The organism is Delftia sp. WSY_10, from assembly GCF_043104705.1.
Lineage (GTDB): Bacteria > Pseudomonadota > Gammaproteobacteria > Burkholderiales > Burkholderiaceae_C > Comamonas > Comamonas tsuruhatensis.
Map to the genome: position 1 here is coordinate 222,431 of NZ_JBICKY010000019.1, position 26,387 is coordinate 248,817.

General features: G+C 69.7%; 22 protein-coding genes. 16 read left to right on the forward strand and 6 right to left on the reverse strand.

The genetic code is table 11. The annotated features are described in order from the left end of the window. Positions 1–810, forward strand: coding sequence for a DUF4198 domain-containing protein (locus ACF8ML_RS09865; protein WP_016447373.1), 810 nt, complete (start codon positions 1–3; stop codon positions 808–810). A 100-nt stretch (positions 811–910) separates the two neighbouring features. On the opposite strand, the gene ACF8ML_RS09870 is transcribed toward ACF8ML_RS09865, so the two are convergent. From ACF8ML_RS09870 to ACF8ML_RS09880, 3 genes are all read right to left on the reverse strand, one after another. Beyond that, positions 911–2,842 carry a RecQ family ATP-dependent DNA helicase gene (locus ACF8ML_RS09870; RefSeq protein ID WP_017405658.1) on the reverse strand — a complete coding sequence of 644 codons (1,932 nt, stop codon included), beginning with the start codon at positions 2,840–2,842 and terminating at the stop codon, positions 911–913. A 220-nt stretch (positions 2,843–3,062) separates the two neighbouring features. Continuing rightward, the gene (locus ACF8ML_RS09875; RefSeq protein WP_392407055.1) at positions 3,063–4,214 is read right to left on the reverse strand and encodes an acyl-CoA dehydrogenase family protein; all 1,152 of its coding nucleotides are present in this window, start codon (positions 4,212–4,214) and stop codon (positions 3,063–3,065) included. A 9-nt stretch (positions 4,215–4,223) separates the two neighbouring features. Continuing rightward, on the reverse strand, positions 4,224–5,465 hold the full coding sequence (locus ACF8ML_RS09880; RefSeq protein ID WP_392407056.1) for a CaiB/BaiF CoA transferase family protein: 1,242 nt from the start codon (positions 5,463–5,465) through the stop codon (positions 4,224–4,226). A gap of 94 nt (positions 5,466–5,559) precedes the next feature. Between ACF8ML_RS09880 and ACF8ML_RS09885 the strand changes: the two genes are divergently transcribed. The 13 genes from ACF8ML_RS09885 to hutG all read left to right on the forward strand — a co-directional run bounded on the left by ACF8ML_RS09885 (position 5,560) and on the right by hutG (position 20,359). Then, positions 5,560–6,450 carry a LysR substrate-binding domain-containing protein gene (locus ACF8ML_RS09885; RefSeq protein ID WP_313283954.1) on the forward strand — a complete coding sequence of 297 codons (891 nt, stop codon included), beginning with the start codon at positions 5,560–5,562 and terminating at the stop codon, positions 6,448–6,450. A gap of 272 nt (positions 6,451–6,722) precedes the next feature. Next, entirely contained in the window at positions 6,723–7,697 is a 975-nt protein-coding gene (locus ACF8ML_RS09890) for an ABC transporter substrate-binding protein (protein ID WP_013800043.1), read from the forward strand. A 63-nt stretch (positions 7,698–7,760) separates the two neighbouring features. After that, complete coding sequence (locus tag ACF8ML_RS09895; RefSeq protein ID WP_046240485.1) at positions 7,761–8,600, forward strand: ABC transporter permease; 840 nt, start codon at positions 7,761–7,763, stop codon at positions 8,598–8,600. After that, entirely contained in the window at positions 8,600–9,379 is a 780-nt protein-coding gene (locus tag ACF8ML_RS09900; RefSeq protein ID WP_012202086.1) for an ABC transporter ATP-binding protein, read from the forward strand. Before ACF8ML_RS09895 ends, ACF8ML_RS09900 begins: the two co-directional genes overlap by 1 nt. Positions 9,380–9,406: 27 nt before the next feature. Continuing rightward, positions 9,407–10,177, forward strand: a complete 771-nt coding sequence (gene hutC, locus ACF8ML_RS09905; RefSeq protein WP_026062963.1) for a histidine utilization repressor — start codon at positions 9,407–9,409, stop codon at positions 10,175–10,177. A 113-nt stretch (positions 10,178–10,290) separates the two neighbouring features. Continuing rightward, positions 10,291–11,862 (forward strand): histidine ammonia-lyase, encoded by a 1,572-nt coding sequence (hutH, locus tag ACF8ML_RS09910; RefSeq protein ID WP_203400229.1) that lies wholly within the window; start codon positions 10,291–10,293, stop codon positions 11,860–11,862. A gap of 39 nt (positions 11,863–11,901) precedes the next feature. Next, a complete protein-coding gene (gene hutU / locus ACF8ML_RS09915) occupies positions 11,902–13,635 on the forward strand; it encodes a urocanate hydratase (protein ID WP_392407057.1) in 1,734 nt (577 codons plus the stop codon). A 23-nt stretch (positions 13,636–13,658) separates the two neighbouring features. Beyond that, positions 13,659–14,219 carry a HutD family protein gene (locus ACF8ML_RS09920; protein WP_392407058.1) on the forward strand — a complete coding sequence of 187 codons (561 nt, stop codon included), beginning with the start codon at positions 13,659–13,661 and terminating at the stop codon, positions 14,217–14,219. Between the two features lie 28 nt (positions 14,220–14,247). Beyond that, a complete protein-coding gene (gene hutI, locus ACF8ML_RS09925) occupies positions 14,248–15,543 on the forward strand; it encodes an imidazolonepropionase (RefSeq protein WP_212645556.1) in 1,296 nt (431 codons plus the stop codon). Between the two features lie 11 nt (positions 15,544–15,554). After that, positions 15,555–16,943: an FAD-binding oxidoreductase gene (locus ACF8ML_RS09930; protein WP_203400232.1), complete on the forward strand. Its 1,389-nt coding sequence runs from the start codon at positions 15,555–15,557 to the stop codon at positions 16,941–16,943. Next, positions 16,940–18,085 (forward strand): histidinol-phosphate transaminase, encoded by a 1,146-nt coding sequence (locus ACF8ML_RS09935; RefSeq protein WP_392407059.1) that lies wholly within the window; start codon positions 16,940–16,942, stop codon positions 18,083–18,085. Before ACF8ML_RS09930 ends, ACF8ML_RS09935 begins: the two co-directional genes overlap by 4 nt. Then, entirely contained in the window at positions 18,082–19,482 is a 1,401-nt protein-coding gene (locus ACF8ML_RS09940; protein ID WP_392407060.1) for a formimidoylglutamate deiminase, read from the forward strand. Before ACF8ML_RS09935 ends, ACF8ML_RS09940 begins: the two co-directional genes overlap by 4 nt. Before the next feature lie 55 nt (positions 19,483–19,537). Further along, positions 19,538–20,359, forward strand: a complete 822-nt coding sequence (gene hutG, locus ACF8ML_RS09945; protein WP_392407061.1) for an N-formylglutamate deformylase — start codon at positions 19,538–19,540, stop codon at positions 20,357–20,359. Here hutG and soxR read toward each other — a convergent pair whose 3' ends face one another. After that, positions 20,360–20,863: a redox-sensitive transcriptional activator SoxR gene (gene soxR, locus ACF8ML_RS09950; protein WP_012202096.1), complete on the reverse strand. Its 504-nt coding sequence runs from the start codon at positions 20,861–20,863 to the stop codon at positions 20,360–20,362. It abuts the gene before it with no gap. A 224-nt stretch (positions 20,864–21,087) separates the two neighbouring features. On the opposite strand from soxR, the gene ACF8ML_RS09955 reads away from it, so the two are divergent. Together ACF8ML_RS09955 and ACF8ML_RS09960 are read left to right on the forward strand one after the other, a co-directional pair. After that, a complete protein-coding gene (locus ACF8ML_RS09955) occupies positions 21,088–21,471 on the forward strand; it encodes a hypothetical protein (protein WP_016447388.1) in 384 nt (127 codons plus the stop codon). A 31-nt stretch (positions 21,472–21,502) separates the two neighbouring features. Further along, positions 21,503–22,315 (forward strand): helix-turn-helix domain-containing protein, encoded by an 813-nt coding sequence (locus tag ACF8ML_RS09960; RefSeq protein ID WP_016447389.1) that lies wholly within the window; start codon positions 21,503–21,505, stop codon positions 22,313–22,315. Between the two features lie 3 nt (positions 22,316–22,318). Here ACF8ML_RS09960 and ACF8ML_RS09965 read toward each other — a convergent pair whose 3' ends face one another. After that, positions 22,319–24,328 (reverse strand): reverse transcriptase domain-containing protein, encoded by a 2,010-nt coding sequence (locus ACF8ML_RS09965; RefSeq protein WP_392407062.1) that lies wholly within the window; start codon positions 24,326–24,328, stop codon positions 22,319–22,321. Between the two features lie 307 nt (positions 24,329–24,635). After that, positions 24,636–26,366 carry an SWIM zinc finger family protein gene (locus ACF8ML_RS09970; RefSeq protein ID WP_392407063.1) on the reverse strand — a complete coding sequence of 577 codons (1,731 nt, stop codon included), beginning with the start codon at positions 26,364–26,366 and terminating at the stop codon, positions 24,636–24,638. Between the last annotated feature and the right edge of the window lie 21 nt (positions 26,367–26,387).

A 26,387-nucleotide genomic window follows, 5' to 3' on the forward strand; every position in this document is an offset into this window, starting at 1 on the left:
ATGGCTGGAACCCTATCCAAGCGATTGGCCTGGTGGCTGCCGCTGCTATCGGCCGTGTGCATCTCCGCCCAGGCCCACACGCCCTACCTGCTGCCCACCAGCTTCGAGGCCCAGCCCCGGGCCGTCATCAGCGTGGACGCCAGCTTTGCCGACAAGTTCTTCATCCCCGAAGTGGCTTTTGGCGAAACGCGCTTCACCGTGACGGCGCCCGATGGCTCGGTCACGCCCATGGCCGATGTGCGCCAGTTCAAGACCCGCACCGTGGCCGAGCACCAATTGCCCGACGAGAAAGGCACCTACCGCGTGAGCACCGGCCCGCGCCTGGGCGCCATCTTCCGTTCGTGGGAGCGCAACGGCAAGGTCGAGACCGCGCGTGATCCCGCCACGCCCACGCCGGCCGATGCCAGGCTGCTGAGCCACTACCAGTCGCTGTCGGTCTCCGAGACCTACATCACGGTGGGCAAGCCCAGCCGGGCTGCGCTCGCGCCCTCAGGCAAGGGCCTGGAGATCGTGCCCGTCACGCATCCGGCCGACCTGTTCGCGGGCGAGAAGTTCGACTTCACCGTGCAATACGACGGCAGGCCGCTGGCCGCGCAGAAGGTGGAAATCTTCCGCTCGGCCATGGACCTGGCCAGCCAGCACAGCGTGGATGCACTGACCACCGATGGCCAGGGCCGCATCTCCTACGCCCTGCCCAAGTCAGGCATCTACCTGGCCCTGGTGCGCTACCGCGCCGACGCCCCCGCCGGCGCCGCCGCGCCGCAGTACGGCAACAACTACACGCTGACGTTCAGGGTGCTGGCGCAGTAAGGGGTTCCGGCTTCACGAAAAAGGCCTGACGCCATGGAGGTGCAGGCCTTTTCTCATGGTGAAGCCCAGCCCCAGACGATGTGCATGAGGGCTATGCGCCTCAGCCCGTGGCCACCACCCGCAGCACCTCGGCGCCATAGGCGTCCAGCTTCTTGGCGCCCATGCCGCTGATGCCCTGCAGGTCGTCCAGCGAGGCCGGGTTGCGCTCGGCAATGGCGGCCAGCGTGGCGTCGTGGAAGATCACGTAGGCCGGCAGGTTGTGCTCGCGCGCGACTTCGGCGCGCCAGGCCTTGAGGTTGATGAAGCGCACCTGGGCATCAGGCCCCAGGCTGGCGGCGGCCGCGTTGGGCTGGGTGGCGCGCTTGGAGGTGCGCGTGCGTGGCGCGGCCACGGCCTCGCGCAGCTGCACCTGGACATTGCCGCGCAGCACTTCGCGCGAGCCTTCGGCCAGGCACAGGGTGTCGAAGCTGTGGCCGCTGTTCTCGCTGGTGATCTTGTGCAGGCCCAGGGCGCCCGTGGCCAGCAGCTGGCGCATCACGCCGCGCAGCTGGGGCTCGCTGTAGTCCTTGCCCAGGCCGAAGGTGGAGATCTTCTCGTGCCCGTACTGGCGCACCTTCTCGGTGTCCTTGCCGCGCAGCACGTCCATGATGTGGCCCGCGCCAAAGGTCAGCTGGCTGGCCTCGTGCACGCGGTAGATGGTGGACAGCAGCTTGCGCGCGGCGTCCGTTCCATCCCACAGGGCCGGGGGCTCCAGGCAGTTGTCGCAGTTGCCGCAGGCGGTCTTTGCCACGCGCTGCAGCGGCCGGCCTTCAATGTCCGTCTCTGCGTCTTCTCCCGGTGCGCCCAGGCCGTACTGCTCGCCGAAGTAGGCCAGCAGCCGCACGCGGCGGCAGTCCGTGGCCTCGGCCAGGCCCAGCAGGGCATCGAGCTTGCCGCGCATGACCTGCTTGAAGGTGTCCTCGGCCGGGCTTTCGTCGATCATGCGGCGCTGGTTGACCACGTCGGACAGGCCGTAGGCCATCCAGGCATCGGCGGGCAGCCCGTCGCGGCCTGCGCGGCCGGTTTCCTGGTAGTAGCCCTCGATGTTCTTGGGCATGTCCACGTGGGCCACGAAGCGCACATCGGGCTTGTTGATGCCCATGCCGAAGGCGATGGTGGCCACGATGACGATGCCGTCCTCGCGCAGGAAGCGGTCCTGGTGCAGCTGGCGCGTCTCGAAGGGCAGGCCCGCGTGGTAGGGCAGGGCGGGCACGCCGGCCTGGCTCAGCGTCTGGGCCAGCTCCTCCACGCGCTTGCGCGACTGGCAATAGACCACGCCGGCCTCGCCCTCGTGCTCGCGCTCGATGAAGCGCAGCAGCTGGTTGCTGACGTCCTTCTTCTCGGCGATGCGGTAGCGGATGTTGGGGCGGTCGAAGCTGCTGACGAAGTGCCGCGCGCTCTCCAGCTGCAGCCGCTCGACGATGTCGGCGCGCGTCAGCGCATCGGCCGTGGCCGTGAGCGCGATGCGCGGCACGCCCGCATAGCGTTCGTGCAGCACGCTCAGCGCGCGGTACTCTGGCCGGAAGTCATGGCCCCACTGGCTCACGCAGTGGGCCTCGTCGATGGCGAACAGCGACAGCTTGCCCTGGGCATGCAGGTCGTCGAGCAGGCCCAGGAAGCGCGGCGTGTTCAGGCGCTCGGGCGCGGCATACAGCAGGGTGATGTCGCCGCTTTGCAGGCGCCATTCGACTTCCTGCGTCTCGTCATAGGACAGCGTGGAGTTCAGGTAGGCGGCGCTGACACCGGCCTCGTGCAGCGCGCCCACCTGGTCGTGCATGAGCGCGATCAGCGGCGACACCACCACCGCCACGCCGTGGCCCTGCTGCTGGCGCACGATGGCCGGCACCTGGTAGCACAGGCTTTTGCCGCCGCCCGTGGGCATGAGCACCAGCGCATCGCCGCCGGCGACCACGTGCGAGACGATGGCTTCCTGCGGACCGCGGAATTGTTCGTAGCCGAACACGGCTTGCAGGACGGAATGCGCGGCGGACAACGGAGGCTTCTTTCGGCAGGGGCGGCTGGCGCGGGAGGGGGCGGGATGCGGGCGCTTCCCGCAACAAATGCGCTGCGGCCCGAAGGCCGCAACAGCCGCCATTTTGCGCCCCCTCGCAAGGTCCAGGGAAGACCTGGGGTTTGAGCCGCTCTGCATCAACGGCCTTTTCCGGGCGCGAGGGTGCCATTTTCAGATTTCTCCTAGCCACCCGCTGCTGCATTCAGCTGCCGCCCAGCACCCCGCGCGCAATGATGTTGCGCTGCACTTCGGACGAGCCTTCGTAGATGCGCAGGATGCGCGCATCGCGCACCAGGCGCTCCAGCGGCATTTCGCGCGTGTAGCCGTAGCCGCCGTGGATCTGCAGGGCCTCGTCGGTGACGAAGCCCACCATTTCGGACGCATGCAGCTTGGCCATGGCCGAGTGCTGGGTGAAGGGCTGGCCTGCCTGGCGCAAGGCCAGGGCCTGCATGGTCAGCGCCCATGAGGACTCCAGCCGCAGCTTCATGTCGGCCAGCTTCCACTGGATGCCCTGTTTCGTGGCCAGTGGCTCGCCGCCGACCAGGCGCTGGTTGGCCCATTGCGCGGCGGCGGCCAGGGCGGCCTCGGCCACGCCCAGGGCGGTGGCCGCCACGTCCAGGCGGCTGTTGTCCAGCACCTTCATGGCCGTCTTGAAGCCCGTGCCCTCGGCGCCCAGCCGGTGGCTGGCAGGCACGCGCACGCCGTCCAGCGAGACCTCGAAGGCATGGCCGCCGCGGATGCCCATGAGCTTTTCGGGCGCCGAGACCTGGATGCCGGGCAGGTCACGCGGCACGATGAAGGCGCTGACGCCGCGTGCACCGGCCTCCATGTCGGTCTTGGCGAAGACGACCATGAAGCGCGCCTCGGCGGCGTTGGAGATGAAGTGCTTGACGCCCGTGATCAGATAGTCGTCCCCATCGCGCACGGCGCGCGTGCGCATGTCGGCCGGGTGGGAGCCGCCGCGCGGCTCGGTCAGCGCAAAGGCCGCCAGCCATTGGCCGCTGGCGCAGCGCGGCAGCCACTGCTGGCGCTGGGCGTCGTCGCCGCCGATGAGCACGGCGTCCGTGCCCAGGTAGTGGGCGCCGATCATGGACGAGGTGGCCGCGCAGGCGCGCGAGATGGCCACCAGGGACAGCAGCATGGCCGTGGGCGTGACGCCGGGGCCGCCCAGGGCCTCGGGCAGGTTCATGCCCATCACGCCCAGGGCCGACAGGCCCGGCACATGGCAGGTGGCGGACAGCGCCTCTTCGTCCATGCGCTGCGCCAGCGGGGCGAGTGCGTCGTCGGCAAATCGGGCCACGGCATCGGCAATGGCGTGGTCGTCGGCGGTAGTGCCCAGTCGTTGGAAGTTCATGTCGGTTGCTCAATGTGATGGGGAAGAGGGGGCTGCGCCTGCGGTGCCCAGGGCACCGGATGCGCGCAGCGCGGCAATGGCTTCGGCGCCCCGGCCCAGCCACTGCGAGAGCAGGGCGTCGGTGTGTTCGCCCAGGGCCGGTGCGCGCTCGGCGCGGTTGGGTGCGGCGCCGCTGAAATGCACGGGCTGGGTGGGCAGGCGCAGGCCGGGCAGGCGAGGGTCCTGCACCGCGCCGAGCAGGCCGCGTGCCTGGCTCTGGGGCGACTCCAGCGCCTGGGCAATGTTCCAGATGGGCGCGGCGGGCACGCCCGCTGCATCCAGCGCGGCCACCACCTGCGCCACTTCATGCCGGCCGGCCCAGGCCTCGATGGCCTCGCGCAGCGCGGGTTCGTGGGCCGAGCGTGATTCGTCGCTGGCAAAGCGCGGGTCGCCGGCCAGGCTGCCCAGTTCCATGGCCTGCAGGGCGGCGGCGAACAGCTTGTTGTTGAGCACGGCCAGCGCGAAGTGGCCATCGCCTGCGCGGTACACGCCGAAGGGGGCCGACAGCGGATGGCGGTTGCCCACGCGGCGCGCGGGCCGGCCCGTGAACAGGTAGCGCGCCACCGAGGTGGCCAGAAAGCTCAGCGTGGTGTCGAACATGGCCACGTCCACCTGCTGGCCCTGTCCCGTGGCACGCGCCTGCAGCAGCGCGGCCAGCGTGGCCCAGGAGGCGAACAGGCCGGCCACCACGTCGCTGACGGCCTCGCCCACGACGGTGGGCGCGCCATCGGGCTCGCCCGTGGCCTCCATGAGGCCGCTCATGGCCTGCACGATGATGTCGTAGGCCGGCCGGTGGGCCAGCGGCCCGGTCTGGCCGAAGCCCGAGACGCTGACATAGACCAGGCGCGGATTGAGCGCCCGCAACTGGCTTGCCCCGATGCCCAGGCGCTCGGCCACGCCGGGGCGGAAGTTCTCCACCACCACGTCGGCCTGGGCGGCCATCTCGCGGACCAGGGCCACGGCCTCGGGGTGCTTGAGGTCCAGCACCAGGCTTTGCTTGTTGCGGTTCATCACCGTGAACAGCGCGCTTTCTCCGTTGTTCATGGGGCCGATGGCGCGGTAGTCGTCGCCCTGCGGCGGCTCGATCTTGACGACCTCGGCGCCCAGGTCGGCCAGCAGGGCCGTGGACAGCGGCCCGGCCAGCACGCGCGTGAAGTCGAGGATGCGCACGCCGTCCAGCGGGCGGGCGGTGAGGGGGGTGGACTCGGTCATGGGTGCAGCCTTGGACGGGTGGTCTATGGCTGCATGCTGGCGCGTGATTGAATCAATGGAAAATATTCATTCCTGATTCACTGCATTCAAAAAGATGATCCAAATCAGCCTGCGCCAGCTGGAGTATTTCGTGGCCGCCGCACGCCATGGCAGCACGGCGCGCGCGGCCGAGGCCATCGGCGTGTCCCAGCCGTCCATCTCCAAGGCGATTGCCGACCTGGAGGCGCAGTGGGGCGAGGCGCTGTTCGTGCGCCGCCATGCCAGGGGGCTGGATCTCACGGCGGCCGGCGCGGTGCGCAGCCGCGATGCCCAGGCGCTGCTGGACGGCGCACGCAGCCTGCAGGGGCCGCGCACGGCGGCGGTGGCGGGCGTGCTGCGCCTGGGCTTTCTGAGCACGCTGGGCGCGCGCTGGGTGCCGGCGCTGCTGGCGCAGATGCAGCGCCGCCATCCCGGCATTGCACTGGAGCTGGTGGAGGGCGATATCGCCTCGCTCACGCAGCAGGTGGAGCGCGGCGAGCTCGATGCGGCCCTGCAGTACAACACGGGCTTGGCGCGTCCCCGCATGGAGCTGCTGCCCGTGGCGGCGTTGCCGCCCTATGTGCTGCTGCCGCATCGCCATGCGCTGGCGGCCAGGACCAGCGTGAGCCTGGCCGAAGTGGCGGCCCACCCGCTGGTGCTGATCAACCTGCCGCACAGCCGCGAGTATTTCCTGTCGCTGTTCCGCGAGGCCGGCGTGACGCCGCTGGTGGCCCATGAGTTCGCCTCCATCGAGATGCTGCGTTCCATGGTGGCCAATGGCCACGGCCTGAGCGTGCTGACCACGCGACCGGTGGTGGACCGCGCCCACGATGGCCAGCGCCTGGCCTGCCGCCGCATCCGGGGCCGTGTGGCCCCCCAGCCCGTGGTGCTGGCTGTGTCGGCGGGCAATGCCTCGCCGCTGATTGCACCTTTTTTGAAGGTGGCGCGGGCTGTGATTGCACCGTAGCGGCGCGCCGTGCGGTGGCCTGCACCACGGTGGTGAATCGCGACCAGGGACTTTCCCCAGCTTGTATGGACAAGATGGGTTGGCACGGTGCTTGCTCTCGCTCTCTGTGTTGACCGCAGATGGATGCAGGTTTCCGCCCTTGCCAGGTTTGCCGGGTAATCCTGTATATACATGTTTGGTCGGCAAAAACACACTTCGGGCTTCCGCACCGGTCTGCCCGCGGACCCCGAAACTGCCATTGCCAACTTGCTTTCCCGACCGAGGAGTGCCACATGAGTTCGATCCCCACGTTCCGCCGCCTGCCCCTGGGGCCGCTGGCCGCCGCCCTCTGCCTTGCCGCCGCACTGCAGCCCGCTGCCGCGCAGGAGACCAAGATCACCCTGGGCATGTCGGGCTGGACAGGCTTCGCGCCGCTGACCCTGGCCGACAAGGCCGGCATCTTCAAGAAGAACGGCCTGGCGGTGGACCTGAAGATGATTCCGCAGAAGGACCGCCACCTGGCCCTGGCCTCTGGCGCCATCCAGTGCGCGGCCACCACCATCGAGACGCATGTGGCCTGGAACACCAACGGCGTGCCCATCGTGCAGATCTTCCAGATGGACAAGTCCTATGGCGCCGACGGCATTGCCGTGCGCAATGACGTCAAGGGCTTTGCCGACCTCAAGGGCAAGACCGTGGCCGTGAGCGCGCCGGGCACGGCGCCGTACTTCGGCCTGGCCTGGATGCTGCACAAGAACGGCATGACCATGAAGGATGTGAAGACCGTCTCCCTGGAGCCCCAGCCTGCGGCCCAGGCCTTCGTGGCCGGCCAGAACGATGCGGCCATGAGCTACGAGCCCTACCTGTCCACCATCCGCGCCAACCCGGCGGCGGGCAAGATCCTGGCCACCACCATCGACTACCCCATGGTCATGGACACCGTGGGCTGCGATCCCAAGTGGCTCAAGGCCAACGCCGCCGCCGCCAAGGCCCTGGCCCAGTCGTATTTCGATGCGGTGGCCATGATCGAGGCCGACAAGACTAAGTCCTTCGAGATCATGGGCACGGCCGTCAAGCAAAGCGGCGAGCAGTTCGGCAAGTCGGCCTCCTACCTCAAGTGGTCCGACAAGGAAGCCAACCAGAAATTCTTCGCCAACGAGCTGGTGCCGTTCATGAAGGAATCGGCCGTGATCCTCAAGGAGGCCGGCATCATCCGCTCCATCCCCGAGAACTATGGCGTGATGTACGACGCCAGCTTCATCCAGTAAGCCCGCCAGGGGATGACCATGCAAGCCGCATCCACTTCCGCAGTCCAGCCGGCTAACAAGCCCATGACCCACGCCACACCGCACGCTCCCGCGCCCGCCGCGGCGCCAGCCCCCGTCCGCCGCCGCCGCATGGCGCCGCTGGAGCCCGTCAGCCCCACGGCCAAGTGGGTGCTGGGTGTGGCCTTCTTCGTGCTGTTCTTTCTCGTCTGGGCGGCTGTGACGCTGGGCGGCTTCGTCTCCCCGACCTTCCTGGCCAGCCCCATGACCATGGCGCGCGAGGGCGTGCTGCTGTTCACCGAGTACGGCTTCCTGCACGACATCGGCATGACGGTCTGGCGCGTGATGGGCGGCTTCATCCTGGCCTCGGTCGTGGCCGTGCCCCTGGGCATCGCCATGGGCGCCTGGAAGCCGGTCGAGGCCTTCTTCGAGCCCTTTGTCTCGTTCTGCCGCTACCTGCCGGCCTCGGCCTTCATCCCGCTGCTGATCCTGTGGGCCGGCGTGGGCGAGACGCAGAAGCTGCTGGTCATCTTCATCGGCTCGGTGTTCCAGATCACGCTGATGGTGGCCGTGACCGTGGGCGGCGCACGCAAGGACCTGGTGGAGGCCGCCTACACGCTGGGCGCCTCCAACACCGGCGTGGTGCGCCGCGTGCTGATCCCGGGCGCCGCGCCCGGCATTGCCGAGACGCTGCGCCTGGTGCTGGGCTGGGCCTGGACCTATGTGATCGTGGCCGAGCTGATCGGCTCGTCCTCGGGCATCGGCCACATGATCACCGACAGCCAGGCGCTGCTGAACACGGGCCAGATCATCTTCGGCATCATCGTGATCGGCCTCATCGGCCTGGTGTCCGATTTCATCTTCAAGACCGTCAACCGTCGCATGTTCGAGTGGAGCACCCTGTGATGAATCTGCTGTCCATTCAAGGTGTTTCGCGCACCTTCACCAGCCACAAGGGCACGAGCACGCAGGCCTTGCTGCCTGTGGATTTCGAGGTCCGCGAGAACGACTTCGTCACCATCCTCGGCCCCTCGGGCTGCGGCAAGTCCACCATGCTGCGCATTGCGGCGGGGCTGGATTTCCCGACCACGGGCCAGGTGCTGCTGGACGGCCGCGCCGTGGACGGGCCGGGCGCCGACCGGGGCATGGTGTTCCAGAGCTACACGCTGTTCCCCTGGCTGACGGTGGCCCAGAACATCCGCTTCGGCCTGCGCGAGAAGGGCGTGAGCGAGGCGCTGCAAAAGGAGCGCAGCGACTACTTCATCGCCAAGGTGGGGCTGCGCGGCTTCGAGAACCACTTTCCCAAGCAGCTGTCGGGCGGCATGCAGCAGCGCACGGCCATTGCGCGCGCGCTGGCCAACGATCCCAAGATCCTGCTCATGGACGAGCCCTTCGGCGCACTCGACAACCAGACCCGCGTGCTCATGCAGGAGCTGCTGCTGGGCATCTGGGAGGCCGAGCGCAAGACCGTGATGTTCGTCACCCACGACATCGACGAGGCCATCTTCATGGCCAACCGCGTGGCCGTGTTCAGCGCGCGCCCGGGCCGCATCAAGGCCGATATCCCCGTGAACCTGCCGCATCCGCGCCACTACACGGTCAAGACCTCGCCCGAGTTCATGGAGCTGAAAGCCCGGCTGACCGAAGAGATTCGCGCAGAGTCGCTGGCTGCTGCTGCACACTGACGCTTTTCCATGACCACTGCCCACACCATGTCTTCCCGCTCCACGGCTTCTCGTCTTTCCGCAACGACGGCGGAGGTGCCCATGGCCCTGTACCAGCAGGTCAAGGACCATGTGATGCGCAAGATCGCCGATGGCTCGCTGTCGGCCGGCGAGCGCGTGCCGTCCGAGCAGGAGCTGGTGCAGGAGTTCGGCGTGGCCCGCATGACGGCCAACCGCGCGCTGCGCGAGCTGGCCGAGCAGGGAGTGATCGTGCGGGTGGCGGGCGTGGGCTCGTTCGTGGCCGAGGAAAAGCCGCAGTCCACGCTGCTGCGCATCGCCAACATCGCTGAAGAGATCCGCCAGCGCGGCCATGACCACCGCTTCGAGCTGATCAGCGTGCGCCGCGAGTCGGCCTCGCCCGAGGCGGCGGCTTCGCTGCAGCTGTCCGCCGGCAGCTCGGTGTTCCACCTGCAGGGCGTGCATTTCGAGAACGACGTGCCCGTGCAGCTGGAAGACCGCCATGTGAACCCGCGCATGGCGCCGGACTTCATGGAGCAGGACTTCTCGCTGATCCAGCCTTCGGTGTACCTGGTGCGCAACGTGCCCTTCGACCAGATCGAGCATGTGGTGGACGCCATGCTGCCCACGCCCGAGCAGGCACGCTGGCTGCAGATGGAGACCGACCAGCCCTGCCTGACGCTGACGCGCCGCACCTGGTACCTGGGCACGCCCGTGACCTGGGTGCACTGCGTGCATCCGGGCATGCGCTACCGGCTGGGCAGCCGCTTTCGCACCGACGGCGGATCGCACGACGGCTGAGGCCGGAAAGGCGGGTTTCCCGCTCTTGCGCTGTTCCGCTTCGATTGATATTGTATAGACAGGCATAGACATCCATCCTGGCACATCCTTCCAGACACCGACAGGGCATCACCATGAACACCATCACGACTCCCGGCCTCACCTCCCGTCCCGGCACCGCGCTGACGCTGCAGCCCGGCCAGGTCAGCCTGGCCCAGCTGCGGGCCATACAGCAGGGCGGCGTGCGCCTGTCCATGGCGGCGCCCGCCTACGAGCGCATGCGCGCCGCCCAGGCCCATGTGCAGCACATCGTGGATGAGGACCAGGTCGTCTATGGCATCAACACCGGCTTCGGCAAGCTGGCCTCCACCAAGATCGCCCATGACCGCCTGGCCGAACTGCAGCGCAACCTGGTGCTGTCGCACAGCGTGGGCACGGGCGAGCCGCTGCCCGACGCCGTGGTGCGCCTGGTGCTGGCCACCAAGGCCGTGAGCCTGGCGCGCGGCCACTCGGGCGTGCGCCCCGAGCTGGTGGACGCGCTGCTGGCCCTGGCCAACGCCGACGTGCTGCCCGTGATCCCCGCCAAGGGCTCGGTGGGCGCCTCCGGCGACCTGGCGCCGCTGTCGCACCTGGCCTGCGTGCTGATCGGCGAAGGCCAGGCCAAGATCGATGGACAGGTGGTGTCCGGCGCCGAGGCCATGCGCCACGTGGGCCTGGAGCCCTTCGTGCTCGGCCCCAAGGAAGGGCTGGCCCTGCTCAACGGCACCCAGGTATCCACGGCCCTGGCCCTGGTGGGCCTGTTCCAGGGCGAGAGCGTGTTCGCCGCCGGCCTGGTGGCGGGCTGCCTGACGCTGGAGGCCATCAAGGGCTCGGTCAAGCCGTTCGACGCCCGCATCCACGAGGCGCGCGGCCAGCTTGGCCAGATCGCCGTGGCCGCCGCCGTGCGCGAACTGCTGGACGGCAGCGCCATCGACACCTCCCACCCCCACTGCGGCCGCGTGCAGGACCCGTACTCCATCCGCTGCGTGCCCCAGGTCATGGGCGCCTGCCTGGACAACCTCAGCCATGCGGCCCGCGTGCTGGTGATCGAGGCCAACGCCGCCTCGGACAACCCGCTGGTCTTCGACAACGGCGACGTGATCTCGGGCGGCAACTTCCATGCCGAGCCCGTGGCCTTCGCGGCCGACATCATCGCCCTGGCCCTGGCCGAGATCGGCGCCATCTCCGAGCGCCGCATGGCCCTGCTGCTGGACACCGGCCTGTCGGGCCTGCCGGCCTTCCTGATTGCCGACAGCGGCGTGAACTCGGGCTTCATGATCGCCCAGGTCACGGCCGCCGCCCTGGCTGCCGAGAACCAGTGCCTGGCTCATCCCAGCAGCGTCACCAGCCTGCCCACCTCGGCCAACCAGGAAGACCATGTCTCCATGGCCACCTACGGCGCGCGGCGCCTGGGCGAGATGGCGCGCAACACCGCCGTCATCGTGGGCGTGGAGGCCATGGCCGCCGCCCAGGGCATGGACTTCGACCGCAGCCTGAGCAGCTCCGAGCTGATCGAGGCGCAGTACGCGCTGATCCGCAGCCAGGTTCCCCATCTCGACCGTGACCGCTACCTGGCACCCGACATCGAAACCATGCGCCAGTGGGCGCTTGCCACGGACTGGCCCCAGGCCATCGTCCGCCACCTGCCCAGCCACCAGGCTGCCTGAACCTCGCAATCGCTCACCCTACGCACCCAGGAGATCGCCATGAACGCCAACGACGCCATCCTCAACGCCAACGCTGCCACCGCTGCCACCAATCCCCGCTATGACGCCAGCCGCGTCATCCGCGCCCCGCGCGGCAGCGAACTGCACTGCAAGAACTGGCTGGCCGAGGCCGCCTACCGCATGCTGCAGAACAACCTGGACCCCGACGTGGCCGAGAACCCCAAGGCCCTGGTGGTCTACGGCGGCATCGGCCGCGCGGCGCGCAACTGGGAGTGCTATGACCAGATCCTGGAGTCGCTGAAAAAGCTGGAGGCCGACGAGTCGCTGCTGATCCAGTCGGGCAAGCCCGTGGGCGTGTTCAAGACGCACGAGAACGCACCGCGCGTGCTGCTGGCCAACTCCAACCTCGTGCCCCAGTGGGCCAACTGGGAGCACTTCAACGAGCTGGACCAGAAGGGCCTGTTCATGTACGGCCAGATGACGGCCGGCAGCTGGATCTACATCGGCGCCCAGGGCATCGTGCAGGGCACGTTCGAGACCTTCGTCGAGGCCGGCCGCCAGCACTACAACAACGACCTCACGGGCAAGTGGATCCTCACGGCGGGCCTGGGCGGCATGGGCGGTGCCCAGCCCCTGGCCGGCGTGCTGGCCGGTGCCTGCGTGCTGGCCATCGAATGCCAGCAAAGCAGCATCGACTTCCGCCTGCGCACGCGCTACCTGGACAAGCAGGCGCGCGACATCGACCACGCGCTGGAGCTCATCGCCCAGCACACGGCTGCGGGCGAGGCCATCTCCATCGGCCTGCTGGGCAATGCCGCCGAAATCCTGCCCGAGCTGGTGCGCCGCGCAAAGGCCGGCGGCGCCCGCCCCGACATCGTGACCGACCAAACCTCCGCCCATGACCTGATCAACGGCTACCTGCCCGTGGGCTGGACCGTGGACGAGTGGCGTGCCGCCGCGGCCGACCCGTCGCGCCATGCCCAGCTCAAGGCCGCCGCCGCCCAGGGCTGCGCCCAGCACGTGCAGGCCATGCTGGACTTCCAGGCCATGGGCATTCCCACGGTGGACTACGGCAACAACATCCGCCAGGTGGCCCTGGACCAGGGCGTGAAGAACGCCTTCGACTTCCCCGGCTTCGTGCCCGCCTACATCCGGCCGCTGTTTTGCGAGGGCAAGGGCCCGTTCCGCTGGGTGGCCCTGTCCGGCGACCCCGAGGACATCTACAAGACCGACGCCAAGATCAAGGAACTGTTCCCCGACAACAAGCACACCCACCGCTGGCTGGACATGGCGCGCGAGCGCATCAGCTTCCAGGGCCTGCCCGCGCGCATCTGCTGGCTGGGCCTGGGCGAGCGCCACAAGGCGGCCCTGGCCTTCAACGAGATGGTGAAGAACGGCGAACTCAAGGCCCCCATCGTGATCGGCCGCGACCACCTGGACTGCGGCTCCGTGGCCAGCCCCAATCGCGAGACCGAATCCATGAAGGACGGCACGGACGCCGTCAGCGACTGGCCGCTGCTCAACGCCCTGCTCAACACCGCAGGCGGCGCCACCTGGGTCAGCCTGCACCACGGCGGCGGCGTGGGCATGGGCTACTCCCAGCATGCGGGCGTGGTCATCGTGGCCGACGGTACGGACGAGGCCGCCGCCCGCCTGGGCCGCGTGCTCTGGAACGATCCGGCCTCCGGCGTGATGCGCCATGCGGATGCGGGCTACGACATTGCCGTGGCGGCCGCCAAGCGCCATCAGCTGAACCTGCCCATGGTCAAGTGAGCCGCTTGCAGGACACCACGGCCATGCAGCGTTTCGACCTGAACCAGATCGCCGCCAGCCCCTGGAAGAACGGGGGCGGCAGCACGCGCGAGATCGCCTGCTGGCCGCCCGGGGCCGGCATGGAGGCCTTTGGCTGGCGCATCAGCGTGGCCACCATTGACCAGCCCGGCCCGTTCTCGGCCTTTGCGGGTGTGGACCGGCAGATCATGCTGCTCGATGGCGACGGCGTGCACCTGCGCGGCGAGGGCATCGACCATGTGCTGGACGCGCGCTGGCAGCCGTTTGCCTTCTCCGGCGATGTGGCGCTGGGCTGCTCGCTGCTGTGCGGCACTTCCACCGACTTCAACGTGATGGCGCGGCGCGGCCGGTGGCGGGCGCAGGTCCAGGTGCTGGACAGCGCTGCCGACGCCGGCCGCGCCGACGCCGGCCTGTGCATGGTGCTGCAGGGCGACTGGCAGGCGGATGGCGCTGCGCTCATCCCCGGCCAGGGCCTGTGGTGGAGCGCGCCGCAGCCCGACCCGCAGCAGCTGGTGCCGCAGACCGACGACGCGCGGCTGGTGCAGGTGCTGCTGCAAGCCTGCTGACGACCCACGACATCCAAGGACTCACCCCATGACCGAGCCCCACGCACCCGCTTCTGCACCTGCTTCCGCACTCGCTCCATCCTCTTCGGCCGACGGCTGCTGGCAGAACCTGCGCCTGGCGCCTGACATGTTCGAGGCCGGCCAGGCCGTGGGTGACGGGGAGGATGCCTGCATCGTGGTGCAGCAGGGCCGCGTGGCCTGGGTGGGGCCGCAGCAGGCCCTGCCGCCCGCATATGCGTCCCTGCCGCGCCATGACGGCCAGGGCATGCTGGCCACGCCGGGCCTGGTCGATTGCCACACCCACCTGGTCTATGGCGGCGAGCGCGCCAACGAATTCGCCATGCGCCTGGACGGCGCCAGCTACGAGGAAGTGGCACGCGCCGGCGGCGGCATCGTCTCCAGCGTGCGTGCCACGCGCGAGGCCAGCGAGGACGAGCTGTTCGCCCAGGCCTTGCCGCGCCTGCAGCAGCTGCTGGACGAGGGCGTCTGCGCCATCGAGATCAAGTCGGGCTACGGCCTGGCGCTGGAGCACGAGCGCAAGCAGCTGCGCGTGGCCCGGCGCCTGGGCCAGGCCCTGGGCGTGACCGTGCGCACCACCTTCCTGGGCGCGCATGCGCTGCCGCCCGAGTACGCAGGGCGCAGCCAGGACTACATCGACCTCGTCGCCGGCACCATGCTGCCCGCGCTGGCGGCCGAGGGCCTGGTCGATGCGGTCGATGTGTTCTGCGAGCGCATCGCCTTCTCGCTGGCCGAGACCGAGCAGGTCTTCCAGGCCGCACGCCGCCTGGGCCTGCCCGTCAAGCTGCATGCCGAGCAGCTGTCGAACATGGAGGGGGCGGCCCTCGCGGCCCGCTATGGCGCGCTGTCGTGCGACCACATCGAGCACCTGTCCGAATCCGGCATTGCCGCTATGCGCGACGCGGGTTCTGTGGCCGTGCTGCTGCCCGGCGCCTACTACACGCTGCGCGACACCCACATGCCGCCCATCGCGGGCCTGCGTGCCGCGGGCGTTCCCATGGCCGTCTCTACCGATCACAATCCGGGCACCTCCCCCTGCCTGAGCCTTTTGCTCATGGCCAACATGGCCTGCACCCTGTTCCGGCTCACCGTGCCCGAGGCCCTGGCGGGCATCACCCGCCATGCCGCGCGCGCCCTGGGCCTGCAGGACGAGCATGGCCTGATCGCGGCCGGCCGTCCCGCCCACTTCGTGCTCTGGCCCGTGCGCCATGCGGCCGAGCTGGCCTACTGGTTCGGCAGCAAGCCTGACTGCACCATCGTGCGCCAGGGCCGCATCGTGCGGACCCGCGGGCAGGGGAGCCACTGAAAGCCTGTCCCATGCCCCATGCACTGTTTCTCGATGAATTGATTTCCACCCTGGGCGCCGAAGTGGCGCAGCGCGGCGACGATGTGCCCGAGCGCTACCACACCGACTGGAGCGGCACGCCGCCCCAGCGCCCGCTGGCCCTGGTGCGCCCGCGCAGCACCGACGAGGTCAGCGCGCTCATGCGCCTGTGCACGGCCCACCGCGTGCCTGTCGTGCCCCAGGGCGGGCTCACGGGCCTGGCCGGTGCGGCCGTGCCCGTGCCGGGTGCCGTGGCCGTCTCCATGGAGCGAATGAACGCCATCGAGGACGTGAACGCGCGCACCGCGCTGATGACCGTGCAGGCCGGCGCCACGCTGCAGGCCGTGCAGGAGGCGGCCGTGGCCGCAGGCATGGTCTTCGGCGTGGACCTGGGCGCGCGCGGCAGCTGCCAGATCGGCGGCAACGTGGCCACCAATGCGGGCGGCAACGGCGTGCTGCAGCACGGCATGATGCGCGAGCAGGTGCTGGGCCTGGAGGTGGTGCTGGCCGACGGCACGGTGCTGCCCATGCTGCGCCCCATGCTCAAGAACAACACGGGCTACGACCTCAAGCAGTTCTTCATCGGCTCGGAGGGCACGCTGGGCATCGTCACGCGCGTGCTGCTGCGCCTGCGCCCCGCGCCCCAGGCCCGCGCCACGGCCCTGGTGGCCGTGCCGGACTTCGATGCGGCGCTGTCCGTGCTCGCGCGCATGCAATCGCGCTTTGGCAACGGCGTGGCGGCCTTCGAGCTGATGTGGGACAGCTTCATCCAGGCCTCCATCCGCTGGCAGAAGCTGCAGCCGCCGTTTGGCCAAGCGCATGCGCTGCTGGCCCTGATCGATGTGGACGGCAAGGACGAGGCCACGCTGCGCGCCGACGTGGAAGAGGCCCTGGGCGAGGCCATGGAGGCCGGCGAGGTGGCCGATGCCGTCATCGCCCAATCCGTGGCACAGGCGCGCCAGCTGTGGAAGCTGCGCGAGGCGCCGGCCGAGCTCAACACGAACATGCATCCGCCCGTGAACTTCGACGTCAGCCTGCCCCAGGCCGACATCGGCCGCTTTGCCGATGCCTGCCGCGCCGCGTTCGACGCGCGCTGGCCCGGCCACCACACGCTGTTCTTCGGCCATGTGGGCGACGGCAACCTGCATGTCTCGGTGGACGGTGCCACCGCCAACGGCGACTGCGAAGGCGTCGAGGCCGCGCTGTACCACCTGGTCGGCGAGTTCGGCGGCAGCGTCTCGGCCGAGCACGGCATCGGCCTGCACAAGAAGCCCTATCTCGGCGCCAGCCGCACCCCGGCCGAACTGGCCGTCATGCGCGCCATCAAGCAGGCGCTGGACCCCCTGCATCTGTTCAACCCCGGCAAGGTATTCGACCTATGAACGCTCCCGCCCTCCACGCGATCCACACCCTGGCACGCCCCGAAGTGCCGCCGCTGCCGCCGTACAACGCAGGCCTGTCCTCCGAGGCCGTGCGGGCGCGCTACGGCGCCACCGAGATCGCGCGGCTGGCGAGCAACGAGAACCCCTTTGGCGCCAGTCCTGCCGTGGCCCGCGCCCTGGCCGACCTGGCCCTGCATGTGGGCACCTATCCCGATGCGCAATGCACGGCGCTGCGCGCGGCCATCGCAGCGCGTACCGGCGTGCCGGCCGAGGCCATTGCCGTGGGCAACGGCTCCGAGGACATCCTGCAGATGCTGTGCCAGGCGTTTCTCTCGCCCGGCGACCGCGTGCTCACCCAGCGCCCGGCCTTCGGCCTGCACGAGATCTACCCGCGCATGATGGGCGCCCGCGTCGAGCTGCTGGAGCTGACGCCCGCGCTGGACTTCGACGTCGATGCCTGGTGCCAGGCGCTGGCGCGCGGTCCCAAGATCGCCATGCTGGCCAATCCCTCCAATCCCGTGGGCTGCATGTTCAGCGCCGGCGATTTCGTGCGCCTGCTGGACGCCACACCGCCGCAGACCCTGCTGGTGGTGGACGAGGCCTACTACGAGTACGCCCTGCACGCCGACGGTTACCCCGACGTGCTGGCCCTGCTGCGCGCCCGCGCCATGCCCTGGATCGTGCTGCGCACCTTCTCCAAGGCCTGGGGCCTGGCAGGCCTGCGCGTGGGCTACGGCCTGGCCAGCGACGCGGCCCTGGTGCAACTGCTGGACCGCGTGCGCACGCCCTTCAACGTCAACCAGGCCGCCCAGGCGGCGGCGCTGGCGGCCTGGGGCGACGAGGACTTCATGCAGCGCGGCGTGGCCGAGACCGTGCGCCTGCGCGATGTGCTGGCGCAGCGGCTGGCCGCCCTGCCTGCCCTGCCCGCACTTCGGATAGCGCCTTCGGCCGCCAACTTCCTGTTCATCGACATCGGCCGCCCCAACGGCCCCGTGAACGAGGCGCTGCTGGCCCGGGGCCTGATCGTCAAGCCCTGGAAGGAGCCGGGCTTCGAGCACTTCATCCGCGTCTCCGTGGGCACCGAGGCCGACAACGAACGCTTCGTGCGCGCGCTGGCCGAGATCCTGGAGGCCGTGCAATGAGCGGCATCGACCCGACACCCGACAGCCGCACGCTGTTCGCCGAGCATGCGCTGCTGCCCACGGGCTGGGCGCGCAATGTACTGCTGCGCTGGGATGGCGCAGGGCGCCTGCAGGCCGTACAGGCCGACGCCCCGCCCGGCAGCGCGCCGCGCGCGCCCGGCCCCGTGCTGCCCGGCATGCCCAACCTGCACTCGCATGCCTTCCAGCGCGCCTTTGCGGGCCTGACCGAATACCGCGCCGAGGCCCAGGACAGCTTCTGGAGCTGGCGCGACCTCATGTACCGCTTTGCCGCGCGCATCACGCCCGAGTCGCTGGAGGCCATCGCCACCTGGCTGTACGTGGAGATGCTGGAGGCCGGCTACACCTCGGTCTGCGAATTCCACTACGTGCACCACGACCGGGATGGCCGGCCCTATGCCGACGACGCCACGCTGTCCCTGGCCCTGCTGCGCGCCGCGCGCAAGGCCGGCATGGGCATCACCCTGCTGCCCGTGCTCTACCAGACCAGCGGCTTCGGCGGCAAGCCGCCGCGCGCCGACCAGGCGCGCTTCATCCGCAGCACCGACAGCATGCTGGCCCTGCTGCAGCGCCTGCTGCCCGAGGCGCGCGCACAAGGCGCGGCCCTGGGCCTGGCGCCCCACTCGCTGCGCGCCGTGCCGCCCGACAGCCTGCGCGTGGCCGTGGAGGGCCTGACGGCGCTGGACGCGCGCGCGCCCGTCCACATCCACATTGCCGAGCAGACCCAGGAGGTAGACGACTGCCTGGTCTGGAGCGGCCAGCGCCCCGTGCAATGGCTGCTGGAGCATGCCCCCGTGGACGCACGCTGGTGCCTGGTCCACGCCACCCACATGACGCCCGGTGAATACGCGGGCGCCGCACGCAGCGGCGCCGTGGCCGGCATCTGCCCCACCACCGAGGCCAACCTGGGCGATGGCATCTTCGACATGCCGCAATGGCTGGGCCACGGCGGCGCCTGGGGCGTGGGCTCGGACAGCCATGCCTGCGTCAACGCGGCCGAGGAACTGCTGATGCTCGAATACAGCCAGCGCCTGTCGCTGCGCCAGCGCAATGTGCTGGCCGGCCCCGACCCGCAGGTGGGCACCGCGCTGTGGACCGCTGCCGTGCAGGGCGGTGCCCAGGCCGCAGGCCGCCCCGTGGCCGGGCTGGCCGTGGGCCAGCAGGCCGACTTCCTGGCGCTGGATGCAGACCATGTGGCGCTGGCCGGCCTGCCGGTGCAGGCCATGGTCTCGGCCCATGTCTTCGGCAGCCACCGCAGCAGCGCCCTGCACAGCCTGTGGGTGTGCGGCGAGCGCCGCGTGCAGGCCGGACGGCATGCGCTGCACGAGGCGGCAGCCCATGGCTTTGTCGCAGCCCGCGCGGCCACCCTGCAATCCTGAGGCCCCCGCATGCCATGGGCCCGCAAAACCGCCAGAAACGTTCCAGAATCACGCCATGACCGATACCGCTCCCTCTCCCTTCGTCTTCCACCAGGGCACGGCGCCGCTGCTGATCTCCATGCCGCATGCGGGCACCCATGTGCCGCCCGACATCGCCGCGCGCCTGACCGAGGAAGCCCGCCACGTGCCCGACACCGACTGGCACCTGCCGCGCCTGTACGAGTTCGCCAGGGCCATGGGCGCCTCCATCCTCGTGGCCACGCATTCGCGCTATGTGGTGGACCTGAACCGTCCGCCCGATGGCGCCAGCCTCTACCCGGGCCAGAGCGTCACCGGCCTGTGCCCCGTGGACACCTTCGACGACACGCCGCTGTACGCCGACCCGGCCGATGTGCCCGCGGACGCCGAGATCGCCGCGCGCCGCGAGGCCATCTGGGGCCCGTACCACGCACAGCTGCGCGCCGAACTGGACCGCCTCAAGGCCGTGCACGGCACCGTGGCGCTGTGGGACGCGCACTCCATCCGCTCGGTGCTGCCGCGTTTCTTCGAAGGCAAGCTGCCCGACCTGAACCTGGGCACCGGCAAGGGCACGAGCTGCGCGCTGGAGCTGGCCGAGCATCTGCTGGCCATTGCGCAGACCGCGCCGGGCCACACCGCCATACTCAACGGCCGCTTCACGGGCGGCTACATCACGCGCCACTACGGCCAGCCCGAGGCCGGCATCCACGCCGTGCAGCTGGAGATGACGCAGTGCAGCTACATGCAGGAAGCCCTGCCCTTCGACTACCTGCCCGAGCGCGCCGAACAGATCCAGCCCACGCTGCAGCGCATGCTGCAGGCGGTACTGGACTTCGTCACGACACGGCGCGTGTCCTGATCAGCCTTCGTCGTGGCAGTGGCCCGGGCAGGGCCCGCCCATGGCCACGGGCGGCGGGTCGCCCAGCCAGCGGCGCGGCCCGGGGCCGTTCTGTGCGCACAGGTCGCCGGGGTTGTGCAGCACGCAGTGGCGCAGTGAGAGGCAACCGCAGCCAATGCACTGGTCCAGGCTCTCGCTGAGCCGCTGCAGCTCGCCTATGCGGTCGTCCAGCCGCTGCTTCCAGACCCGCGACATCTTCTGCCAGTCCCCGCCCGTGGGGACATGGCGGCTGGGCAGCTTGGCCAGCTGCTCGGCGATCTCCTCCAGCGTGAAGCCGATGCGCTGGGCGAACACCACGAAGGCGATGCGCCGCAGCGACGAGCGGTGGTAGCGCCGGTGGCCGCTGGCGCTGCGCACGGACTCGATCAGGTTCAGCGACTCGTAAAAGCGCAGCGCCGAGGCCTTGACCCCGCTGCGCTGCGCCACGTCGCCGATGCTGAGCAGCGGATCATCCTCGGTTTTCATGGTGGCTTTCCTTCGTGGCTTGACTTCAAGTTCACTTGAACTCGAAGAATGCGGCCATTCTGAGCGAAAGCGCAGGAGCAGGGCAACCGGGGCTTGTACCGCCCCTGCAGGCGTCCTGGCCGGACTGCGAAATTCTTTGGCCGAGTGCTGCAATGACGCAGCTGCCGTTCATTCATACAGTAATGGGTCTCATTTGTATTGAATGGCATCGGCCGGAGGTTTCCATGTACATCGACAGCAGCAGCTTTCCCCTGGTCCGCATGGGCTACGAGCGCGACAAGGCCGTGCCCGTGGACCGCTTGCTGGAGGACTTCTCGGCCCTGCTGGCCCGCGGCCAGGCCTTTGTCTTCTTCAGCGACGGCGACATGTCCCAGGAGGAGCGCTCGCCCGAGGAGCGCAAGCAGGTCGTGCTGTGGATGAAGGCCCGCCGCCCCGAGCTCAAAAGCCTGGTGCGCGCCCTTGTCCACGCCGAGCCCGATGCGCACAAGCGCGCCGAGGCCGAGGCCTTCGCACAGATGTTCGGCAAGGCCTGGGGCTATCCCATGCTGCTGGTGGCCTCCCCCGAGGAGGCGCAGCAGCGTGCACGGGAGCTGCTCGGGTCCGATTGATGACCGATTGACATGAACTGAGAGAAACACCATGAATGCCGTGGATTCCGCCCTGCTCAAAGTCCTGCCCGAGAGGTGGGATCCCGACCATGTGGACCGTCCCGTGATCGTCCTGCCGATGCGCTCGGGCCCGGGTGACTGGGCAATGGACTTCCATGCCCACCGCAAGAGCCAGCTCATGGTCACCAATGCGGGCCTGATCACGCTGGAGACCGAGGCCGGCGTCTGCGTGGTGCCGCCGCGCAGCGCCGCCTGGATTCCGGGCGGCACGCTGCACCGCGTCAGCTGCAGCGGTGCGGCCAGCGGCCATATCGTCTTTGTGGAATCCGGCGCGGCGCGCCCCGCGCCCGGCCCCTGCCATGCGCTGGCCGTCTCGCCCTTTCTGCATGCCCTGCTGGAGCGCGTGCAGGGCCTGCCGCAGGACTACGAGCCCGACAGCGGCGATGGCCGGCTCATGCAGGTCCTGCTCGATGAAATCCAGAACGCGCAGCCCGAGGGCCTGCACCTGCCCCTGCCGCGCGACCGCCGCCTGCGTCGCATGACCGGCGCCCTGTGCGAGCAGCCCCAGCTGCAGGCGCGGCTGGCCGACTGGGCCCAGCGCATCGGCATGAGCGAGCGCAGCATGACGCGGCTGTTCCTGGCCGAGACCGGCCTCACCGTCAACCAGTGGCGCCGCCAGCTGCATGTGCTCACCGCGCTGCAGCAGCTGTCCCAGGGGCTGCGCATCCAGACCGTGGCCGATGCCCTGGGATACGAAAGCGCACCGGCCTTCGTGACCATGTTCCGCAAGGCCGTGGGCACCTCGCCGCGCCGCTTTCTGGCACTGCGCAGCGCGGTGCGCTGATCGCTACGAAAGCCGCAATCCCAGGCCGACCAGCACGGCCACCACCATCGCCGCCCCGAAGACATCCCAGCGCTGGATGCGCCGGTACCTGAGGATGACGACCAGGACGATGCCGATCAGCGTGATCAGCCGGGCCTGGAACACGGTGCCCAGCAGGAAGCAGATCACGATCTGCGCCCAGTAGGTGAGCAGGCCGGCCATCGGCGGCCTTTTCGATGCGGGCGGATTCGGGTCCGGTGCGGCCGGTGATGGCGATGGCGATGGAGAGGTCGATGCCGCGGGCAGGGTGCTTGCGGCGCCGGGGGCAGGGCCAGCCGCCTGCCGGGCGGCCTGCCGTTCCTCCTGGCGCTGCTCGCGCCGCTGCTGGTCGGTCTTCTCCAGCACGGGCGCTGCGGGTGCGGCCGGCTGCCACCATGGCTTGCCGCTGGCCAGCGCAGGTGCCTGCCCGCCGGCTGCCAGGCGCCGGAACGTGGCGTTTGCGGGGGGCTTGGCGCGCGCGGCGGCGCGGTCCTGCCGGCTGGCCTCGAGCAGGGCGTCGTTCGCCCGGTCCACAGGGCTGCGCGTGAGCTGCCGGGCCTGTGCCAGCAGCGGCCCGCCCTGCACGGGATCGATCTGGTGGACGAACTGCGCCATTCCCAGCAACTGCGAGGCATGGGCCGGCTGGCCTTGCCAGTGGGGCGCCTGGGCAGGCTGGACAGATTGGCCTGGCAGGCCTGTCCCGGCCTGCGTGGCGCGGTGCAGGGCGGCGCGCAGGCGCCTGCGCGTCTGGCGCGATACGCCGGGCTTGTCCGCGTTCACCACCAGCCCCGTGACCTCCTGGCGGCGGCCCTTGCGCATCACGCGCTCCTTGTCGGGGTGGGGCGTGAAGCCTTCGTCGCGCAGTATCCAGCGCACGCGGCCCAGCAGCCGCCCCACGTTGTCGCGCGCGGCCTCGCCCGAGGCCGAGAAGGTCAGGTCGTCCGCATAGCGCGTGTACACAAAGCCCAGCTGCCTGGCCAGGCCCAGCAGGCGGCGGTCCAGGCGGCGGCACAGCAGGTTGGTGAGCATGGGGCTGGTGGGCGCGCCCTGGGGCAGCACGCGCTCGCGCGCCTTGCCGCCAACGAAGAGCTTCTCGCCATCCACCTGCCAGGCCTGGGCGCGGTTTTCGCTGCACAGCAGGGCCAGGAGGGTGGCCATGGCCTCGCCATAGCCCAGATGCCGGAACACGCCCTTGATGCGGCCGAAGGCAATGCTGGGAAAGAAGTCCTTCACGTCCAGGTTGATGACCACGTCGTGGCCCGCATGCGGCGCGGCATTGCTCACGATGGAGCGGCCGGCCAGGAAGCCGTGCGCGGCATCGTGCGCGGGCACCTTGGCGAGGATGTTGTCCAGTACCCAGTACTGCGCGCGCTTGAGGCGCGGCATGGGCGCGGAGATCAGCCGCTCGCCGCCGGTCTTCTTGGGCAGGGTGAACGAGTGGTAGTGGTGGGTGCGGGCCACCTCGCGGTGAAAGCCCAGGAAACGCAGCTCGGCCACCGTGATGCCCATGGCCTGGGCCAGCTGGGCGGCATCGGCCAGCTGCGGCAGGCCGTGCCGGGCGAGCCGCTGCGGATCGGCCTGCCGGCGCTCCGTGCCATCCCGGGCGGCATCCTGCAGGGCCGCGGAGACGCCGGGGCCCAGATAGCCCACGTGCGTGGACCGCCTGGCATGCCAGGCCAGCGCCTTGTCATGGCGTTCCTGGGCCTGGCGGCGTTTGGTTTCCTCGCGCTGGGCCAGCGCCTTTTGCATGCGCTCCTTGCGCATCTGGCGCAATGCGCGCTCGGGGTTCTGGCGCACGGCGATCTGCTGGCGCAGCTCGGCCAGCTCGCGCTGCAGCTCGCCTTCGCGCTGGATGTGGGCGGCGGCCAGCTGCGGCTGTCCCTCGTCCTTGGGCCAGAAGCCCAGGCGCTGCATTTCCTCGAGGATGACTTCCTGTTTGCTGGAGGCCTTGATGCGCTCGTAGATCTCGGCGCGCGTGGGTTGCGGCTGGCTCATGCGGCAACCCCTGCAAGGCGGGCCCGGCCGGTGCGAGGCGGGCAAGAAGGTGGAGCGACGCGCTTCTCGTCGAAGAGCCCGCAGGGCTCACGGGACGGGAGCTGTTCGCTCGACGCCACCCCGCGACGGTATGCGTGTTTCGCTTGTGGCAAGCCACTCAGGAAAACGCATACCGTCGCTGGGGTGGCACAGTGAAAACGGCGCCCGTGGTGCATGAAACGGCAGTTCACAAGGGTGGCGAAACACCACCCGGGTTGCAAGAGCCTGCGCGTCGCTCCGCGTGGCAGTGTAGAGCAATTGAGGCGGTTCACGCGATTTCTCCTTGTCCTGCTGCGGCCGCCTGCTGCGGGCCTGCCGGCTGGCGTGCGGCATCGAGCTGGGCCTGCGCCACCAGGCGCAGCGCAATCATGTGCTCGCAGGGCCCCTGGCGCAGCCGGTGCTGCTGGTAGTGGTTGCAGCTGCAGCGCGCATCGGTCAGGCGCTCGTCCGCGTTGAGTTCGAGCTGGGTGTCGAACAGGCGCTTGCCGTCGGCGCGCGGTATCTGGCCGGTGATGCGGCTGAAGCCGTCCTTGCGGTCGATGCGCGGCGGGGCAATGGCCTTGCCGCGCACCAGGGCCAGCGCCTTGTCCTCCTCGGGGTTGGCGGGCTGCAATTGCTGCGCCGTCAGCGGCTCGCGCAGCAGCTCGCGCCAGGCGTAGCGCCCGGCGTCCAGGTCGTAGACCGCGCGCCCGGCCTGCATCCAGCGCGTCATGGCCGTGTGCACCTGGGCCGGGGCCAGGCCCGTGGCCTGGGCCAGTTCCTGCGCGCCGGCCTGCCAGCACGACTGCAGTTGCCGGCCCACGGCCTCGACCTGGGCGGGCGTGACCTCGGCCTGCGGCGCCATCAGGTGAAAGCGCGCGCTGGCGGCCCAGTCGTTGGCGCTCCAGCCCGACAGGCCCAGCGTGACCGTGACCTGGCCCAGCTCCACCACCCAGAAGCTGGGCATGCCGCTGCCCAGCAGGTGCACGCGCACGCGCGTGGCCTGCGGGATCAGCCGTTCCAGCGTGAGCAGGCGCCGGCGCCCCCACAGGCGGATGGTGCCGCCGCCCGTGCCCAAGGCATCGCTGACGACGTGCGAGCGCCGGGTGGCCAGGCGTTCCTCCCAGGGCTCGAAGACCACGGTGGGCGGCTGTCCCGGCGCCAGCTCGAAGCGCAGCGCGCGCGGGCCGTGGCGCTCGCGCCGGGCACGCAGCCGCGCGCAGATGTTGAACAGGTCCATGGGGTGCAGCTCCAGCACGGTGGCGGGCAGGGCCATGGCGCTGGAGACCTGCACGAAGCCGCGCAGCCAGCTGTCGGGCAGGTCGATCTTTTCCTCGCGCAGCGCGGGGTCGCCGCCCACCTGCACGGCAAAGCCGGCCGGGTCCAGCGTCAGCCGTGTGTCCCGGTAGCTGCGGATCTTCTGGAACTCTTCGTAGAGGCTGGCCGAGTAGTCGATGTTGGTGGTGCCGCAGATGCGCTCGCCCGCATGCTCGAAGGCCTCGTGCCGGATGCTGACCGCGCAGTAGCTGGACTCGTCCTGGCTGAAGGCCTCGAACAGCAGCCGGTCCGGGTGCACGGTGATCACGGGGTCGAGCACGTACCAGGCATCGCGGTTGGCCTGGTACAGCCAGTCGAAGTATTTGCGCTGCGCCTTGTAGAAGGGCGCGAGCACCTGGTTGCGGGTCTCGCGCAGGTCCTTGAGTTCGGCGCTGATTTCCTTGGCGCGCGCCTGGGCGCCGCCGGTGTCGGCCATGAAGCCGGCCAGCAGCTGGGACTCATGCTCCTGCAGCCATTCGCGGTAGGCCGTCTTGTCGCGGCCGCGCGTGCGCATGTCGCTGACCACCACGCTGTGCAGCGCGCTGAGGCCTTCGCGCACCTGCAGGAAGGCCGGGCCGTCGCGCCTGAGCAGGCCGTCGAAGCGCGTGGGAGGCCGCAGCAGGTCGGGCGCGAAGGAAAACGCCTGTTGCGTGGCCGTGTCGCTGACCTGCGTGCTGCCGTAGTACTGATAGCGAAATTCCATGTCCGTTCGACTCCGTGCTGT